This window comes from Bacillus sp. LR_5 (assembly GCF_042709275.1).
In genome coordinates this window covers 37,622-55,197 of the sequence record NZ_JAVAXX010000016.1, presented here as the reverse complement: position 1 = coordinate 55,197, position 17,576 = coordinate 37,622, and the positions used below count along the sequence as shown (strand labels likewise).

14 protein-coding genes and 1 pseudogene are annotated in these 17,576 nt (G+C 47.5%); 6 read left to right on the top strand and 9 right to left on the bottom strand.

Annotation, left to right across the window (positions count from 1 at the left end; genetic code table 11):
• Positions 1 to 5: 5 nt before the first annotated feature.
• From RAC86_RS05950 to RAC86_RS05940, 3 genes and pseudogenes are all read right to left on the bottom strand, one after another.
• Positions 6 to 617, bottom strand: a pseudogene (locus tag RAC86_RS05950) (T7SS effector LXG polymorphic toxin); the annotation flags it as partial.
• A gap of 225 nt (positions 618 to 842) precedes the next feature.
• Positions 843 to 2,261 (bottom strand): arabinan endo-1,5-alpha-L-arabinosidase AbnB, encoded by a 1,419-nt coding sequence (abnB, locus tag RAC86_RS05945; protein WP_072565529.1) that lies wholly within the window; start codon positions 2,259 to 2,261, stop codon positions 843 to 845.
• 71 nt (positions 2,262 to 2,332) lie between these two features.
• Positions 2,333 to 3,322 carry a Gfo/Idh/MocA family protein gene (locus tag RAC86_RS05940; protein WP_014115736.1) on the bottom strand — a complete coding sequence of 330 codons (990 nt, stop codon included), beginning with the start codon at positions 3,320 to 3,322 and terminating at the stop codon, positions 2,333 to 2,335.
• A gap of 243 nt (positions 3,323 to 3,565) precedes the next feature.
• Here RAC86_RS05940 and hutP point away from each other — a divergent pair, with 243 nt between their 5' ends.
• From hutP to RAC86_RS05910, 6 genes are all read left to right on the top strand, one after another.
• A complete protein-coding gene (hutP, locus tag RAC86_RS05935; RefSeq protein ID WP_003243875.1) occupies positions 3,566 to 4,012 on the top strand; it encodes a histidine utilization transcription antiterminator HutP in 447 nt (148 codons plus the stop codon).
• Between the two features lie 112 nt (positions 4,013 to 4,124).
• Positions 4,125 to 5,651 (top strand): histidine ammonia-lyase, encoded by a 1,527-nt coding sequence (gene hutH, locus RAC86_RS05930; protein ID WP_014115737.1) that lies wholly within the window; start codon positions 4,125 to 4,127, stop codon positions 5,649 to 5,651.
• On the top strand, positions 5,648 to 7,306 hold the full coding sequence (gene hutU, locus RAC86_RS05925; protein WP_072565530.1) for a urocanate hydratase: 1,659 nt from the start codon (positions 5,648 to 5,650) through the stop codon (positions 7,304 to 7,306). The genes hutH and hutU overlap by 4 nt, the downstream gene beginning before the upstream one ends.
• A 12-nt stretch (positions 7,307 to 7,318) precedes the next feature.
• Complete coding sequence (gene hutI / locus RAC86_RS05920; RefSeq protein ID WP_072565531.1) at positions 7,319 to 8,584, top strand: imidazolonepropionase; 1,266 nt, start codon at positions 7,319 to 7,321, stop codon at positions 8,582 to 8,584.
• Complete coding sequence (gene hutG, locus RAC86_RS05915; protein WP_072565532.1) at positions 8,577 to 9,536, top strand: formimidoylglutamase; 960 nt, start codon at positions 8,577 to 8,579, stop codon at positions 9,534 to 9,536. The genes hutI and hutG overlap by 8 nt, the downstream gene beginning before the upstream one ends.
• 75 nt (positions 9,537 to 9,611) lie before the next feature.
• On the top strand, positions 9,612 to 11,039 hold the full coding sequence (locus RAC86_RS05910) for an amino acid permease (RefSeq protein ID WP_072565533.1): 1,428 nt from the start codon (positions 9,612 to 9,614) through the stop codon (positions 11,037 to 11,039).
• A gap of 41 nt (positions 11,040 to 11,080) precedes the next feature.
• Here the strand turns inward: RAC86_RS05910 and RAC86_RS05905 are convergent, their stop codons facing one another.
• The 6 genes from RAC86_RS05905 to eutH all read right to left on the bottom strand — a co-directional run bounded on the left by RAC86_RS05905 (position 11,081) and on the right by eutH (position 17,552).
• Positions 11,081 to 12,382: a pyrimidine-nucleoside phosphorylase gene (locus tag RAC86_RS05905; RefSeq protein ID WP_072565534.1), complete on the bottom strand. Its 1,302-nt coding sequence runs from the start codon at positions 12,380 to 12,382 to the stop codon at positions 11,081 to 11,083.
• A 29-nt stretch (positions 12,383 to 12,411) separates the two neighbouring features.
• Positions 12,412 to 13,593 carry a nucleoside permease NupC gene (gene nupC / locus RAC86_RS05900; protein WP_014115743.1) on the bottom strand — a complete coding sequence of 394 codons (1,182 nt, stop codon included), beginning with the start codon at positions 13,591 to 13,593 and terminating at the stop codon, positions 12,412 to 12,414.
• A gap of 94 nt (positions 13,594 to 13,687) precedes the next feature.
• Positions 13,688 to 14,359, bottom strand: coding sequence for a deoxyribose-phosphate aldolase (deoC, locus tag RAC86_RS05895; protein WP_072565535.1), 672 nt, complete (start codon positions 14,357 to 14,359; stop codon positions 13,688 to 13,690).
• Between the two features lie 105 nt (positions 14,360 to 14,464).
• On the bottom strand, positions 14,465 to 15,406 hold the full coding sequence (deoR, locus tag RAC86_RS05890; RefSeq protein WP_072565536.1) for a DNA-binding transcriptional repressor DeoR: 942 nt from the start codon (positions 15,404 to 15,406) through the stop codon (positions 14,465 to 14,467).
• 134 nt (positions 15,407 to 15,540) lie between these two features.
• Positions 15,541 to 16,368 (bottom strand): DUF1206 domain-containing protein, encoded by an 828-nt coding sequence (locus RAC86_RS05885; protein ID WP_072565537.1) that lies wholly within the window; start codon positions 16,366 to 16,368, stop codon positions 15,541 to 15,543.
• Between the two features lie 71 nt (positions 16,369 to 16,439).
• Positions 16,440 to 17,552, bottom strand: coding sequence for an ethanolamine utilization protein EutH (eutH, locus tag RAC86_RS05880; protein WP_014115748.1), 1,113 nt, complete (start codon positions 17,550 to 17,552; stop codon positions 16,440 to 16,442).
• Between the last annotated feature and the right edge of the window lie 24 nt (positions 17,553 to 17,576).

The window sequence follows — 17,576 nt, the reverse complement described above, 5'->3', positions numbered from 1 at the left end:
CCTCCCTATCGACTTGGAACTTTTCTTATCTCCTTTATCCATTCTGACGGCCAATCTTTTGGCAGGAGTATTTGGTCCCCTTCACCTTTTAGTAATGTTCCTGTTTTCGTGTATTGCTTTTCAACTCTACCGATATTTAGTATTTGCCCTTTAGGAACTTCTATTACCGCTTCATACTCTCTAGAATTTTTCCAATCAGGAACTAAAGCTGTATTTATTTTTGCATTGATTCTATTCCCAGCAGGACTAGTAGTAACAAATGAACCATTAACTCTTGCACTTCCGCCAAAGGTTCTATAAAAATTTATATTCTCTTCTGTAATTACAGTTCTATAATGACCATCAGTAAACGAATCACTGATCCAATTTTGTAAGTTTTGTTTTTTAATTACCTTAACTTTATGATCGATACTTGTGGAATACTTTCCAGTATACTTTGAAACTGCCTTTCCAACATCCTCCTTAATTTCCTTCTCCGCAACATGTTTAGCCACATCTGTGACAACACGCTTCCCGCCTCGAACCGCCAATTTTTTAACAGCGCCCAGAGGACTTACCCACTCAATAAATTCATACTGCGTTCCAGCCGGAAATGGATCCAATGACTTAGCTCCGCCTGGATAAATAGGTAAAAGGGTCTGTCTTAAGGAGAGTTATCCCGGTTCTAAATTGCTAAAAATTCGATTTATATGATTTTATAAGGGGAATGATAATCATAAAGGGGGTCTTTTTGTTTAGGCCTTCAACCTCACTACCATTTCTAGTTTTTTCTCACTCTTAACCGTTACTTATAGTCAATAAAGATCATAAAAAACGCCTTCTCTCGAAGGCGCTTCTCCATCTTATTTAGATCCCCAAACAGTCTCACCGCTACCATTCAATACACTAAACGTCATCACGTTCTTCTCTCTCACCGAATCCCACTGCTGTAAAAACACTCCGCTATACTTCTTGCCGGCTAACGTAAGTTCAGCTGTATTTTTTCCGGTTTTCTTCCATGTTCCAGTCATTTCCCCGGAAATGGTATGGTTTTTGTTGAGCTGGATGTTAATGGTTTTTTTGATGTCGGCTGAGATGTCTTTTCCGTGCTGGATGAGTTTGTATGTTCCTGTGATGTCTTTTTGTTTAACTTCTTTCAGTGTTTCTCCTGCGTAACGATATGGCGCTGTTACCGGCCAGCCGTCTTTGTTCATGAACATTTGGTGGACTCTGACTTCGTGTTCTTCACCTCTGCCCGGGAAGCGGCTGTGAAAGATTAAATAGGAGCGTCCGGTTTTTTCGTCATAATATGCGGAGTTGTGGCCTGGTGAGACGTAACCGGTTCCTTTTTCTTTTTCTGTCTCAAATGAATAGCTGCCCATGAGTTTGACGCCGTACGGTTCAATGGAACGGTCGTCGAAGAATGTTCCTTCTTTTCCGCGGACGTCAAGCATCGAGTTGCCTTCTGCGTCATAGTAAGGGCCGTCCGGTTTTTTGGAGCGGGCCACACGGAGGTTGTAGCCGCCTGTTGCGTCGAGACCGCCATATGATAGGTATAAGTAGTAGTATTGGGTGTCTGGATTGTAGAGAACATATGGGCCTTCAATTCTGCTGTGGTTGCCGCCGAGCAGTTTTTTCCCGTATCCCTGCCCAGGAAGCGGGAAGCCCGTTTTCGGATTCATTTCAAGAATGAAAATGCCGCCTGAGTATGATCCATACACCATCCACAGCTTGCCGTTTTTATCAAAGAAGGTATGCGGGTCTACGACATTCGGATGTTTGGTCGCGTCATACGGTGTTCCATCATCGCTTGTTCCTTCCATGCCTGATTTCAAAAAGATGCCTTTGTTTTTGTATGGGCCTTCGATGTTATCTGCGACGGCGACACCCATGGCGGATCTAGGCGAGTCGCCGCGGCAGGCGTTGTAATACATGTAGTATTTGCCATCCGCCAGCTGTGTGACGTCAGCCGCCCACAGGGTATCAGATTGCGCCCATTCGAAGGTATCTTTTAATTCTTCGTAGACATTCGGAATCAGAGGATTGTCGTTGCTTACACTGGTGGTCAGTTGCTGCCATTGCATGAGGTCATTTGTTTTTGCTGAAGCAAGATGAGATCCAAATACATAAAAGGTGCCGTTTGTCTCAATGATGGAAGGATCATGAACGCTGACTTCTGTAAATACGGGTTTTTCTGCCTTTTGTGCATAGACGGGGTTTGGCAGGGTGAAGGCCATGATAAGGGCTGCAAGAAAACATACACGGAACAATCGATTCAACATCTACACAATTCGCCTCTCTTTTTCATTAAATTTTTAAACGCTTACATTTTTCTATGAAGGAACCCCGGCCGTCATAAAAGCCGGATGTTTTCATATTCAAACGGGTAGGTAATTCCCCACTGTTCTCTTACATTGTCCATGATGCTCATGACATCCAGGGAGAGACTGATGGTCTGGCTGTCTGTTTGATGCAGGACTGCTGCTTGCATATCCTCTACTTCATAGTTCAACCCTTTTGCCGTTTCTCCTTCTTTCATCATCTCTGTTTTTCCATTTGCGTACGTAATGAACGCTTTGTCCGGCCTTGTCAAGTCGTCGACTGTGATAAAGCCATTTTCTCCGGCAACTACGCCTCTTTTTGGCATTTTCGCCCTCATTGTCAGTGATATGACAGCCATTTCGTTGTCTGCGTTTTTTAGAATCATGCCTGACTGCTCGTCTACACCTGTGTCAGTCGGCTTGGCCGTGCTGAGGATCTCATTTGGCTGGCTCGTGAGAAAGTACCTTGCGAAAGCGAGCGCATAGGCTCCCGTGTCTAGTAGTGCGCCGCCAGCCAGTTCTTTATTAAAGAACCGATTTGTGACGTCGTATGGCTTGCGCGTTCCAAAGGAGACTTGAACCATTTTAAGAGGCCCGATGCGACCCGCCTTCACAATCTCACGGAGTTTTTTGTACAGCGGCATATGGTAGATGGTCATCGCTTCAGACACAATCAGCTGTTTTTCTTGAGCCATGCTGATGATCTCCTTTAGCTGTCTCGCATTGACGGTAATGGCCTTCTCACAAAGAACATGCTTGTGATGCTGAAGGCATTTCATCATATATTCATAGTGATTGGAATGCGGAGTGGCAATGTAGACAATATCGACATTCTCATCTTGCAGCAGTTCTTCATAGCTGCCGTATGCTTTATCGACATGATGCTCCTTGGCGAACTTCTTTGCTTTGTCTAAGTTTCGTGACCCTGCGGCATAGACCGTTCCGTTTACTTCTCTCAGTGCTTTGGCGAAATCTGAAGCGATTGCGCCAAGTCCGATGATTCCCCAATTTAAGCTCTTCACTGCACTTCGCTCCTCTTTTATTGAAATTTATATCTAGAGTACGACAGCAGCCGCCCGCACTCCTGTCTGGCTACGGTGTGCAATGTGCTGAAAGAAAACCCGTCCTGCTTTCTGCGTCACGCTATTACAATAGCAATCTAACTTGTTAAAGACTGTAAAAAACCTTTTGACTTCTGCTGCTGAACCAATTAATATAATACTCAGTTAATAGTTATCAGAATTTTTAGGAATTGAGTGATTCATATGACACTGCATAAAGAGCGTCGGATCGGCCGGCTGTCTGTTCTTCTGCTGCTGAATGAGGCGGAAGAGAGTACACAGGTCGAGGAGCTGGAGCGAGATGGATGGAAGGTCTGTCTCGGCAAGGTAGGATCAATGGACGCGCATAAAGTAGTAGCTGCAATTGAAACCGCTTCCAAAAAGAGCGGTGTCATTCAATCTGAGGGTTATCGCGAGTCACATGCGCTTTATCATGCGACGATGGAGGCTTTGCATGGCGTGACCAGAGGTGAAATGCTGCTTGGATCGCTGCTTCGGACGGTGGGCTTGAGGTTTGCCGTTTTGAGGGGAAATCCTTATGAAAGTGAAGCAGAAGGCGATTGGATCGCTGTCTCGCTTTACGGAACAATTGGGGCGCCGATCAAAGGACTTGAGCATGAGACATTCGGCGTTGGAATCAATCACATATGAAACAGCCCATAGATCTTAGGCGATAGGGGGCTATGCGTGAAAACAGATTTTCACAGCATAGCCCCTTTTTGTATGGGCGCTTTACCAAAGTAAAGACAAAGGAGTTGGACTTATGGTGATTTTAGACGGTTCTTCATTGACAACAACCGACGTCGCGCGTGTGCTGTTTGATTTTGAAGAAGCAGCGGCTTCTGAAGAAAGTATGGAGCGCGTAAAAAAAAGCAGAGCGGCAGTGGAACGGATTGTTCACGAAGAAAAGACAATCTACGGCATTACAACCGGATTTGGCAAGTTCAGTGATGTCCTGATTCAGAAAGAAGACTCGGCGGCGCTGCAGCTGAATTTAATCCTTTCTCATGCCTGCGGTGTCGGCGACCCTTTTCCTGAATGTGTTTCCAGGGCAATGCTGCTTTTACGCGCCAATGCGCTGTTAAAAGGGTTTTCCGGTGTACGTGCTGAGCTGATTGAACAATTGCTTGCTTTTTTAAATAAACGCGTCCATCCTGTCATCCCCCAGCAGGGATCACTTGGCGCAAGCGGGGATCTGGCTCCGCTTTCCCATCTGGCACTTGCGCTGATCGGCCAAGGAGAAGTCTTTTTTGAGGGGGAAAGAATGCCAGCAATGACGGGATTGAAAAAAGCCGGTATTCAGCCGGTAACGCTGACATCCAAGGAAGGGCTTGCCTTGATTAACGGGACTCAGGCCATGACCGCTATGGGTGTGGTCTCATACATTGAAGCTGAAAAACTAGCCTATCAAACTGAGCGCATTGCCAGCTTAACGATTGAAGGGCTGCGAGGAATTATAGATGCCTTTGACGAGGATATTCACTTAGCCCGCGGCTATCAGGAGCAGATCGATGTCGCAGAACGAATACGTTTCTATCTATCTGACAGCAGCCTGACAACCTCCCAAGGAGAACTGCGGGTACAGGATGCATATTCATTGCGCTGTATTCCGCAGGTACACGGTGCGACTTGGCAGACGTTAGGCTATGTCAAAGAAAAATTAGAGATTGAAATGAATGCAGCTACGGACAATCCTCTCATTTTCAATGATGGTGACAAAGTCATCTCTGGCGGAAACTTTCACGGGCAGCCGATTGCCTTTGCCATGGATTTTCTGAAAATCGCAATTTCAGAGCTTGCGAATATCGCAGAGCGTCGGATTGAGAGACTTGTAAATCCACAGCTGAATGACCTGCCGCCGTTCCTAAGCCCTCATCCCGGTCTGCAATCCGGTGCAATGATCATGCAGTATGCCGCGGCCTCACTCGTTTCTGAAAATAAAACACTGGCCCATCCTGCAAGTGTGGATTCTATTCCGTCATCCGCAAACCAAGAGGACCATGTCAGCATGGGAACCATCGCCGCTCGGCATGCTTATCAGGTGATCGCGAATGCAAGAAGAGTCATTGCGATCGAAGCGATTTGCGCATTGCAGGCGGTTGAATACAGAGGCATAGAACATGCAGCGTCCTATACCAAACAGCTTTTTCAGGAAATGAGAAAAGTCGTGCCGTCCATTCAGCAGGACCGTGTGTTTTCCTATGACATTGAACGCTTGACGGACTGGCTGAAGAAGGAATCTTTATTACCAGATCATCAAAATGAAGAACTGAGGGGGATGAACATATGACTGATGTAAAAAAATCAATCCGTGCCAACAGGGGAACAGAGCTTGAATGCTTAGGGTGGGAGCAAGAGGCGGTGCTTCGGATGCTTCGAAACAACCTTGATCCGGAAGTCGCCGAGAAGCCGGAGGACCTCATCGTATACGGCGGGATTGGCAAAGCCGCACGGGATTGGGACGCTTTTCACGCCATTGAGCATTCCTTGAAAACACTAAAAAATGATGAAACATTGCTCGTGCAATCCGGAAAGCCCGTTGGCATGTTCCGTACACACCCGCAGGCCCCGCGCGTGCTTTTAGCAAATTCTGTTCTTGTTCCGAAGTGGGCGGACTGGGAGCATTTCCACGAGCTTGAGAAAAAAGGGTTAATGATGTACGGGCAAATGACGGCAGGCAGCTGGATTTACATTGGCTCACAAGGCATATTGCAAGGAACCTATGAAACCTTCGCTGAGCTGGCGAGACAGCATTTCGGAGGAAGTTTAAAAGGAACATTGACGCTGACAGCCGGGCTCGGCGGAATGGGAGGCGCCCAGCCGCTGTCTGTCACGATGAATGAAGGAGTCGTCATTGCCGTTGAGGTTGATGAGAAACGCATCGACAAGCGCATCGAAACAAAATACTGCGACTGTAAAACAGCCTCGATTGAGGAAGCATTAGCGTGGGCTGAAGAGGCAAAGCTGGCAGGAAAACCTTTGTCCATCGCTCTTCTCGGAAACGCGGCTGAGGTTCATCACACACTTTTGAACCGAGGCGTCAAAATTGATATTGTGACGGATCAGACATCTGCCCATGACCCTTTAATCGGTTATGTTCCCGAGGGCTATTCACTTGATGAAGCTGACCGTTTGCGGCAAGACAATCCAGACCTTTACGTGCGCCTTGCGAAGCAAAGCATGAAAAAACATGTGGAAGCCATGCTGGCCTTTCAACAAAAGGGCTCTGTTGTATTTGACTACGGCAACAATATCCGACAAGTCGCAAAGGATGAAGGGCTGGAGAATGCCTTCGATTTTCCGGGGTTTGTCCCTGCCTACATTCGCCCCTTATTCTGCGAAGGAAAAGGACCGTTCCGCTGGGCGGCGCTTTCCGGTGATCCGGCAGATATTTACCGTACGGATGCGTTATTAAAAGAACTGTTCCCGACAAATAAAGCCCTTCACCGCTGGATTGATATGGCACAGGAAAAAGTCACGTTCCAAGGCTTGCCGTCCCGTATTTGCTGGCTTGGATATGGAGAACGAAAAAAGATGGGCCTCGCCATTAACGAGCTGGTTAGAAACGGAGAGCTAAAAGCGCCTGTCGTCATTGGAAGAGATCATTTGGACTGCGGGTCTGTCGCCTCTCCAAACCGGGAGACAGAAGCGATGAAGGACGGAAGTGATGCTGTCGGCGATTGGGCTGTGCTAAATGCGCTTGTCAATACGGCGGCGGGTGCAAGCTGGGTTTCCTTCCACCATGGCGGAGGCGTTGGAATGGGCTATTCCCTGCATGCCGGCATGGTCGCGGTTGCCGATGGAAGTGAGCTGGCTGACGAGCGGCTTGCCAGAGTCTTAACGAGCGACCCGGGAATGGGCATTATCCGTCATGCGGATGCGGGTTATGAACGTGCCGTTGAAGTAGCGAAGGAACAGGACATTATCGTGCCGATGCAAAAATAAAGGAGTGATGACATGCCGAAACAAATTGATACGATGCTCATTAACATTGGTCAGCTTTTAACGATGGAAAGCAGCGGCCCCCGTGCGGGCAAAAGCATGCAGGATCTTCATATGATCGAAGACGCTGTTGTCGGCATCCATGAACAGAAGATTGTGTTCGCCGGAAAAAAAGGGGCTGAAGCCGGTTATGAGGCAGACGAAATCATTGACTGTTCGGGACGGCTTGTAACGCCGGGCCTCGTTGATCCGCACACCCATCTTGTATTTGGCGGATCTCGGGAAAAGGAGATGAATCTTAAGCTTCAGGGCATCTCCTATTTAGATATTCTGGCGCAGGGCGGCGGGATTCTGTCTACTGTCAAAGACACCAGGGCGGCTTCAGAGGAAGAGCTGCTGCAAAAAGGCCATTTTCACCTGCAAAGAATGCTGTCCTACGGCACGACCACGGCTGAAGTGAAAAGCGGCTATGGCTTGGAAAAAGAAACAGAGCTGAAGCAATTGCGTGTCGCAAAAAAACTGCATGAAAACCAGCCTGTTGACCTTGTCTCCACGTTTATGGGAGCCCATGCGATACCTCCCGAATATCAACACAATCCGGATGAATTTCTGGATCAAATGCTTTGCCTTTTGCCGGAAATCAAAGAGCAAGAGCTCGCCAGCTTTGCAGATATTTTTACAGAAACAGGCGTTTTTACCGTCAGTCAATCCCGCAGATATTTAAAAAAAGCGGCTGAGGCGGGATTCGGGTTAAAAATACACGCAGATGAAATCGATCCGCTTGGAGGAGCTGAATTAGCGGGTGAGCTAAAGGCTATCTCAGCCGACCATTTGGTAGGTGCCTCAGACGAAGGCATAAAGAAATTGGCTGAGTCAGGAACGATCGCCGTCCTCTTGCCGGGCACGACATTTTATCTTGGCAAAAGCACATACGCCAGGGCAAGAGCTATGATTGATGAAGGTGTATGTGTCAGCTTGGCAACGGATTTTAATCCTGGCAGCTCGCCGACTGAAAATATCCAGCTGATCATGTCGATTGCCGCGCTTCATCTGAAAATGACTGCGGAAGAAATATGGCATGCGGTCACAGTCAATGCCGCACACGCCATAGGAAAAGGAGAAGAAGCCGGTCAGCTCAAAGCCGGCCGATCAGCTGATCTAGTCATTTGGCAAGCCTCGAACTATATGTATATTCCGTATCACTACGGCGTCAATCATGTACACCAAGTCATGAAAAACGGAACAATTGTAGTCAACAGGGAGGGAGCCATTCTTGGATAAATACCCTTTTCTCAGAGAGGCAGGTTCTTCGTTTAAAGACCGGGATGTCACAAAAATGAGCGACCTGATATCAAAATGGGACGGCCAAAGCATTAAAGGGCCAGCATTGATAGGTGTCCCTCTATCAAAATCCTCTATCAGTCATTCAGGCGCTTCCTTTGCTCCTGGAACAATCCGCCAGGCACTCAAACATTCATCGGCCTATTCTGCGGAGCTTGAAGGACATGTCGTATCAGATTTTCTTTACGATCTGGGGGATATCGATATTCATGTAACTGATATCGTAAAGTCACATCAACAAATCTTCCATACCATGCATGCTCTGCTTTCGGACCATCCAGATTGGGTGCCGCTCATACTCGGGGGAGATAACTCGATCAGCTACTCCACCATAAAAGCGATAGCACAAACTAAAGGAGCGGCAGCAGTTATTCAATTTGATGCCCATCACGATGTTCGAAATACGGAGGACGGGGGGCCGACAAACGGCACCCCCTTCCGCCGCCTTTTGGATGAAGAGATCATTGAAGGCCAACATTTGATCCAGCTGGGTATCAGAGAATTCAGCAACAGTCAGGCATATGAAGCATATGCAAAAAAACACAACGTGAACATTCACACGATGGGCATGATTCGTGAAAAAGGACTAGTCCCGACGATAAAAGAGATTTTGCCTGCCATTCAAACAAGAACAGACTCCATTTTTATATCCGTTGATATGGATGTCTTAGACCAGTCCCATGCACCCGGCTGTCCAGCGATTGGCCCGGGCGGCCTCTATACAGACGAATTGCTCGAAGCAGTCAAGTACATCGCACAACAGCCCAATGTTGCCGGGATTGAAATCGTTGAAGTTGATCCTACCCTCGATTTTCGAGATATGACAAGCAGAGCCGCAGCTCACGTTCTGTTACACGCATTAAAAGGAATGAAACGCTCCCCATTCAAGTGATCTTCTGGCAGGTTGTATTTTGGGTATGAGAAACTCATCTGCCTAATGAATGGCAGCTAAAAGGAGGGCGAGACGGTGGATCTACAGGAGAACAGCGGCCAACAGCTAAAACGCACGATGAAAAGCAGGCACTTATTTATGATCTCATTGGGAGGCGTCATAGGGACAGGGCTTTTCCTCAGCACGGGTTATACGTTAAACCAAGCTGGACCCGGCGGTACGATACTCGCTTATTTAATCGGCGGGTTGATGATGTACCTCGTCATGCAATGTCTCGGTGAATTGTCGGTCGCCATGCCGGTGACCGGATCTTTTCAAAAATATGCTACCACATTCATCGGGCCATCTACCGGTTTTATGGTCGGCATCATGTACTGGGTGAATTGGGTGGTGACGGTAGGTTCTGAGTTTACCGCATCAGGTATTCTCATGCAGCGCTGGTTTCCTGACAGCAGCGTATGGATGTGGAGTGCGGTTTTTGCAGCTCTCCTTTTCATATGCAACGCATTTTCAGTCAAGCTATTTGCGGAAACCGAATTCTGGTTTTCCAGCGTGAAGATTGTCACGATCATTTTATTTATCATTTTAGGAGGAGCCGCCATGTTTGGTTTGATCTCTTTAAACGGGACGGCAGATGCTCCTATGTTGTCAAATTTTACAGGTCATGGAGGGTTGTTTCCGAATGGTTTTCTCGCCGTTTTTATCGCTATGATATCTGTGAGCTTCGCCTTTTCCGGTACAGAATTAATCGGAGTCACAGCCGGAGAATCAGCAAATCCTCAAAAGGATATTCCGCGATCCATCCGTAATGTTGCATGGAGAACAGTCATTTTTTTCATTGGCGCTGTCTTCGTATTATCCGGGCTGATTTCATGGAAAGAAGCAGGCGTGATTGAAAGCCCGTTTGTAGCCGTATTTGCGGAGATCGGAATCCCTTACGCCGCTGATATTATGAATTTCGTCATATTAACTGCCTTGCTGTCCGTCGCCAACTCGGGCCTATATGCTTCAACCCGTATGATGTGGTCGTTAGCAAACGAAAACATGATCAGCTCCCGTTTTAAGAAAGTGACATCTAAAGGCATTCCCTTAAATGCCTTAATGATCAGTATGGCCGTATCTTGTTTATCTCTCGTTTCCAGTATCGTGGCGCCCGGAACTGTATATGTGGTGATGGTAGCGATTGCTGGATTTGCAGGAGTCGTGGTCTGGATGAGTATTGCGTTGTCTCAACTCTTGTTTCGAAAGAGATTTCTTAAAAAAGGGGGGAATGTAAAAGATCTGACATTTCGCACGCCGCTTTATCCTCTTATGCCTATAGCTGCTCTTTTATTATGTTCAGCTTCTTGTATCGGTCTTGCTTTTGATCCCAATCAAAGAATCGCACTCTTCTGCGGAATTCCTTGTATCATCCTATGCTATCTCATCTTCTATTTCAAAAGAAAGGTTGAGAAAGCAAAAAAAATCAACCAAGAAGAATATCAGATCGATCATATCCTTTAATCAAAACAGCACACCCCACTCAGATGGGATGTGCTTTATTTTTATTCCGTAATCAACGTATGAATCAGTTTCGGCGCCTTCGCTTCCGCTGCGATACGGATGTTGTCATAGACTTTTGCGATGACTTCATCGACGTTTTCGCGGTTGGCGTAAAGCGTAACAAGAGACTCGCCTTTTTCTACCTTGTCGCCGACCTTTTTGCGGAGCATGATGCCGACGGCCAAGTCAATTTCATCTTCTTTTGTGGCGCGTCCGGCACCTAACAGCATTGCTGCGACGCCGATTTCGTCCGCGACAATTTCGGAGACAACACCGGCTTCTTTGGCAGGCACATCAATTTGATATGCAGCTTGCGGAAGCTTAGATGGATCGTCAACAATCGAGCTGTCACCGCCTTGGTTTTTGAGGAAGTCCTTGAATTTTTCAAGCGCTTTGCCGTTTTTCATGACTTCTTCCAGCTTCGTTCTCGCTTCGGCCAATGTATCAGCTTTTTTCGCAAGCACAACCATTTGGCTTCCGAGCGTTAAGACAAGCTCATGAAGATCCTCAGGGCCCTCGCCTTTGAGCGTGTCGATCGCTTCTTTGACTTCAAGCGCATTTCCGATCGCAAAGCCGAGCGGCTGGGACATGTCAGAAATGACAGCCATTGTTTGGCGGCCGACGTTATTGCCGATACGAACCATCGCTTTGGCAAGTTCAGCTGCGTCTTCTTCTGTTTTCATGAAGGCGCCCGCTCCCGTTTTTACGTCAAGCACGATAGCGTCCGCCCCGGCAGCGATTTTTTTGCTCATAATCGAGCTTGCGATCAGCGGAATGGAATTGACCGTTCCCGTTACATCACGAAGCGCGTACAGTTTTTTATCAGCCGGCGTTAAATTGCCGCTTTGGCCGATGACGGCGACCTTGTCGCGGTTCACAAGCTTAATAAATTCGTCCTTCGACAGTTCCACATGAAAGCCGTCGATTGCCTCTAATTTATCAATCGTACCGCCCGTATGGCCGAGGCCGCGGCCGGACATTTTAGCAACCGGCACATCAAGAGCCGCAACTAGCGGGGCGAGAACGAGTGTTGTCGTGTCGCCGACGCCGCCGGTGGAGTGTTTATCCACTTTAATCCCTTCAATGGCAGAAAGATCAATCGTTTCACCGGAGTTCACCATAGCCATCGTCAAGTCCGCGCGTTCACGGTCACTCATATCCTGGAAGAAAATCGCCATAGCAAGCGCGCTTGCTTGATAATCAGGAATGCTTCCGTCCGTATAACCTTTCACGAAAAATTGAATTTCTTCAGTGGTGAGTTCTTTTCCGTTTTGTTTTTTGATGATGATATCTACCATTCTCATGTTTGGTCACCGATCCTTTTCGATTAAGTTCAATAAATCAAGCCCACAATTGCTGCTGATAAAAAGCTGACAAGCGTAGCGCCGTATAATAATTTCAGGCCAAAACGAGCGACAACATTTCCTTGCTTTTCATTCAGTCCTTTTACGGCACCGGCAATGATACCGATCGAGGAGAAGTTCGCAAATGACACAAGGAATACCGATACGATCGCTGTTGTACGGCCGCTGAAATGGAAGCCGTTTTGCGTTAGCGACGTCATGGCAACAAATTCATTCGATACCATTTTTGTTGCCATAATGCTTCCCGCATTAACTGCTTCGTTCCATGGGATACCCACAAGAAAAGCGAATGGAGCAAACACATATCCAAGAATGCCTTGGAAGGAAATACCGAATACTGCATTAAAAATGCCGTTAATTAAGGCAATAATCGCAACAAATCCGATCAGCATCGCAGCGACGACCACCGCTACTTTGAAGCCGTCAAGGATGTATTCTCCGAGTACCTCGAAGAAGGATTGTTTTTCTTCTTCTTCGACACGAAGCATATCCTCTTCTTTTTTTACATCATAAGGATTAATAATTGAAGCGATGATGAAACCGCCAAATAAGTTCAAGACCAGTGCCGTTACGACATATTCCGGTTTCAGCATCGTCATATACGCGCCGACGATTGACATTGATACGGTTGACATCGCAGAAGCGCAAAGCGTGTACAAGCGCTGCTGGTTTAAAAGACCGAGTTCTTTCTTCAAGGAGATAAATACTTCTGACTGCCCTAAAATGGCTGAAGCAACTGCGTTATACGACTCCAGTCTTCCCATACCGTTTACCTTGCTGAGGGCAAGGCCGATATATTTAATAATAAACGGGAGGATCTTCCATTTTTGCAGAATCCCGATCAAGGCGGAAATAAACACGATTGGCAAGAGAACGTTCATAAAGAATGTCGTTTGATCCGCATTCACCAAGCCGCCAAACACAAAGTTGATTCCTTCTGCCGCGTATTCAAGCAGGTAACCGAATCCTTTTGCAAATCCTCCTACGAGGAAATTCCCTACCCCGGTATTGAGGAGAATGTAGCCGAGAATAAATTGCAGAATGAGCATAACAACAATTGGGCGGATCTTAATTCTTTTTTTCCCGCTGCTTGCGATCCACGCAAGGCCTAAAAACACGATCAAACCGATTATCCCAATCAAATACTTCATATGTGTTTCTCCTTTGTTTGTATTCGCTTACAATAACTACTTCCCCAGAAAAGATAGAAGAGTAACGGAAAGCAATGTGCCTTCCGTCTACTTCTTAATAGTTGTCTCCGCCTGATGCGTTTTCGCCTTTTACAATGGAAACGCCTGCACTTGCGCCGATTCGGCTCGCTCCCGCCTCGACCATTGTGTCTACATCTTCTTTCGTTCTGACGCCGCCGGATGCTTTCACGCCGATATCAGGGCCTACTGTTTTGCGCATTAAGGCGATATCTTCCTTCGTTGCGCCGCCTGTAGAGAATCCCGTTGATGTTTTCACGAAATCCGCTCCCGCAGAAACCGCTAAACGGCACGCGCGTTCTTTTTCTTCATCAGTCAGAAGGCACGTTTCGATAATGACTTTGACAAGCGCTTTTCCGGCTGCAGCTTCCACCACACCGCGGATATCCGCTTCGACCATATCGTCTTCTTTGTCTTTCAACGCAGCAATGTTAATGACCATGTCCACTTCAGTGGCGCCTTTTGAAATCGCGTCTTTTGTTTCGAACGCTTTTGTTTCAGTTGTGTTGGCACCGAGCGGGAAGCCGATGACCGTACAGACGTCAACTCCAGTTCCCTCAAGCTCTTTTGCAGCAAGCTCCACCCATGTCGGATTGACACATACTGAAGCAAATTTGTATGTTTTTGCTTCTTGAATTAATGTTAGAATCTCCGCTTTTTGTGTATGCGGTTTCAAAGCTGTATGATCAATTATGTTAGCTAATGACATCCTTCGCACACTTCCTTTTTTGTTAAGATATTTTTTAGCATAACCGACTTTTGAACATATGTAAATTGGTAATTGAAATTTTGTTCAACGAACGGTTTACACGTGTCACAAATCATTAACAAGCGCCCTTGCAGTATGCTGGTCAATGATCAAAACGTTGGCATATTTTCCGGTTAATGCACCGTGTATGGAGGACACTTTTCTGCTCCCGCCGGCCACTAAAATCGAGCGTTCCTTCAGCCTAAGGTCTTCAAGCTCAACGCCGATGGTCCGGTCATTGATGGCTCTGCTGCAAATATTTCCTTTCGCATCAAAAAAGCGTGAACAGATATCCCCGACGGCCTGTTTTTTCAGCAGGGCTTTCTCTTCTTCGTTAAAGTATCCGAGCCGGAACAACAGCGCTTCGTCACGGACAGTTCCCACCGTGAAGAGAGCGATATTCGCCTGCTTGCCCATCTCGATGATCCGCTCAATATGACGGTCTTTCTCCACCATTTTCTTCACATCGGCATTATCAAACACGACGGGAAGCGGGAGATAGCGCGGCATCGTTTGAAATGCCTCTGCAAACAGCTGAATCGTTTCAGCGGAATACGTGTTTACCCGGGAATGGCTGATGCCGCCTTTCAGCTGGACGACCTCGACGCCTTTTACCTGCTTCGGCTGCATGTTTTGCGCAATTTGATACATCGTGGTTCCCCAGCTGACACCGACAATGTCGCCGTCTTTCACCGTTTCATGCATATATTCTGCACCATAGCGGCTTAGGTCATGTGTAATTCCTGCATAATCAGGTGTCGGAGAAAATACAACATGCGCCTCGAGAAGCCCGTATTTCTCTTCAAGCATGGAACCGAGCGCATCCAAATCCTCAAAAGGGTCCAAGACGAGAATCTGGACAAACCCTTTTGCTTTTGCATATTGCAGCAGCCGTGAAACGGTCGGCCTTGAAATGTTGAGCTGCTCAGCAATTTGCTGCTGACTGTAGTCTGACTGATAATAAAGCCTTGCCGCTTCTATGCTTAATTGCTGTTTTTCCCGATCCATTCCGCACCTCCCTTTGGATCAGTTCATGATGAAACTGCTTTCGATTTGCTTTTATTATACAGGCTGGCCCCAGCTTTCATCCACCTGATTTCTGAGAAACTGAAAAACGCTCTGAACACGGACCTGTCCAGAGCTTACTTCTCCCATGTCATATGCTGATAAATCCCTTTCATAATGGCGTAAAGTCCATATAGGATCAGCCCGCACGCTAATATAGACAGAATCATTTTACCATGCGGCTGCTGCGCGAGTTCGGCGAGCGCGCCATCAAAGCCTTTTGTATCGTCAGGATCAGCGGTCATGGCTGTCTTGATGAGAAAATAGCCGATAGCTGAGAAAATAATGGCCCGGGCGATATTGCCTGCGCGCCCGGTGTTTTTCGCGATGCATATCATGTGTTTGTCCATTTTCGACGTATCGAATTCTTTCATAAAAGCAGCCCGGACACCCTTCACAAATTGAACGATCGCAAATAGGATAAAACCAGCACCCGTAAGCCCTGTGAGCCATTGGCCGAACGGCTGGGCCAATACATAAGCGGACCACGTCTGTTCTGAAGTGCCGCCGTCTCCTTGGCCAAACACAAAGCGCAAGGCATTCCAAGCAATGGATGCATAAACGGCGGCGCTGAAAAAGTTTCCTGTTCTCCGCGTCAGGCCGCGCCTGCTTGTTCCGTGGCCTTCCGTGTCCTTGAGCGCGCTCAGCACCATCCAGATCACATAACCGACGAGACCGACGCCAATGAAAAAAAGCAAGAATGACCCGTACGGCATGCGTGATAACGTTTGGAGCGCTCCGCTCGAATCTTTTGCGCCGCCCGCCCCAGCTGCCGTCATACATGCTAAAATCCCGAGCAGGATAAACACGCCGCCGAATGCAAAATAACCAAGCCTCCCGAATCGCTTGACCCAAGGCTTGGTTTCCTGTTTGATTTTTGACATGTACTGGTCTTTCACGGCCATGTGTCCAACCCTCTTTCACAGAATCCTTACTGTAACATTCCCGATTGGACAAAATTGAAACAGCTGCTGCCTTAGCTATGGCTGGCTGAGACATGTTTTTGCTGGTCAGCTGACTGTGCAGGCGTCATCCAAGCAGCCGCTGCGGCAGCTGTGATTCCGCCCGCTAATTTTCCAATGATCATAGCAGCCGCCATTTCTTTTTTCATTCCGGCTACAAAACCGAGATGGCTGCCAAGCACAAAGGCTGCGCTAACCGCAAACGCGACATTGATGACCTTTCCTCTCGGCGTCATATCTTTTAATGAAGCCAGCATGGGAATATGATGAGCCAAAGAAGTCACCAAGCCTGCTGTTGCTGTCTCATCTAAATGAAAGCATCTCCCCAGTGCCTGAAGAGGCTTTTTAAAGACTTTTGTAATAAAGGCGGTCATCGGAAACGCCCCTGCCAACGCAATGGCGATGGTCCCTGTCGTTTGTATCCCTGTTTCGACGTTTTCCATCCCTGGAATCAGCACAATGCCAGTCATCGTTTCAACGGAGACAGCTGCAAGCCCGATAATTGCAACCATACTGACAGCCTTCCCGAAGAGATGAAATAACCGAATGATGATATCGGTGTACCGCCATAATCCAAAAGCGATCACAGCAGATAAAAGACTTGGAATCAGGAGGTTTTGACCTATCATGATGATGTTAAGGCCTGCGCATAATCCGCCGGTTAAGCACCCGATCGGCACTGTACACAGCCCGATTAAAATGCCTTTTGCAAAGTACGGGTGATCCTCTTTTTCGATGATGCCTAGAGCGACGGGAATTGTGAAGACAATAGCCGGTCCCATCATCGTTCCTAAAAACACCCATGAAAACAATCCGGCTTGTGGATCTTTCGCCATTTCTCCAGCGAGCGCATATCCTCCCATATCAATGGCCAAGATGGTGTTCGCAAAGGATGAAGGATCGGCGCCAATCGCTGTATAAACCGGAGAGACGATGGGAATCAGGATAGCTGCCAGCACGGGTGCCAGCGACACAATTCCGATCATGGACAGCGCCAGCGGCCCCATGGCCTTGAAGCCGTCAGCAAACCGCTCGCCAAGCCCCCACCTGTTTCCCAAACAATAATCCGCCGCTCCCAATAGTAAAAAGGCAGCCAAAATGAATACAACCGCGTCATTCACCGTCATGGTTTCTCCTTTTTCAAACGTATG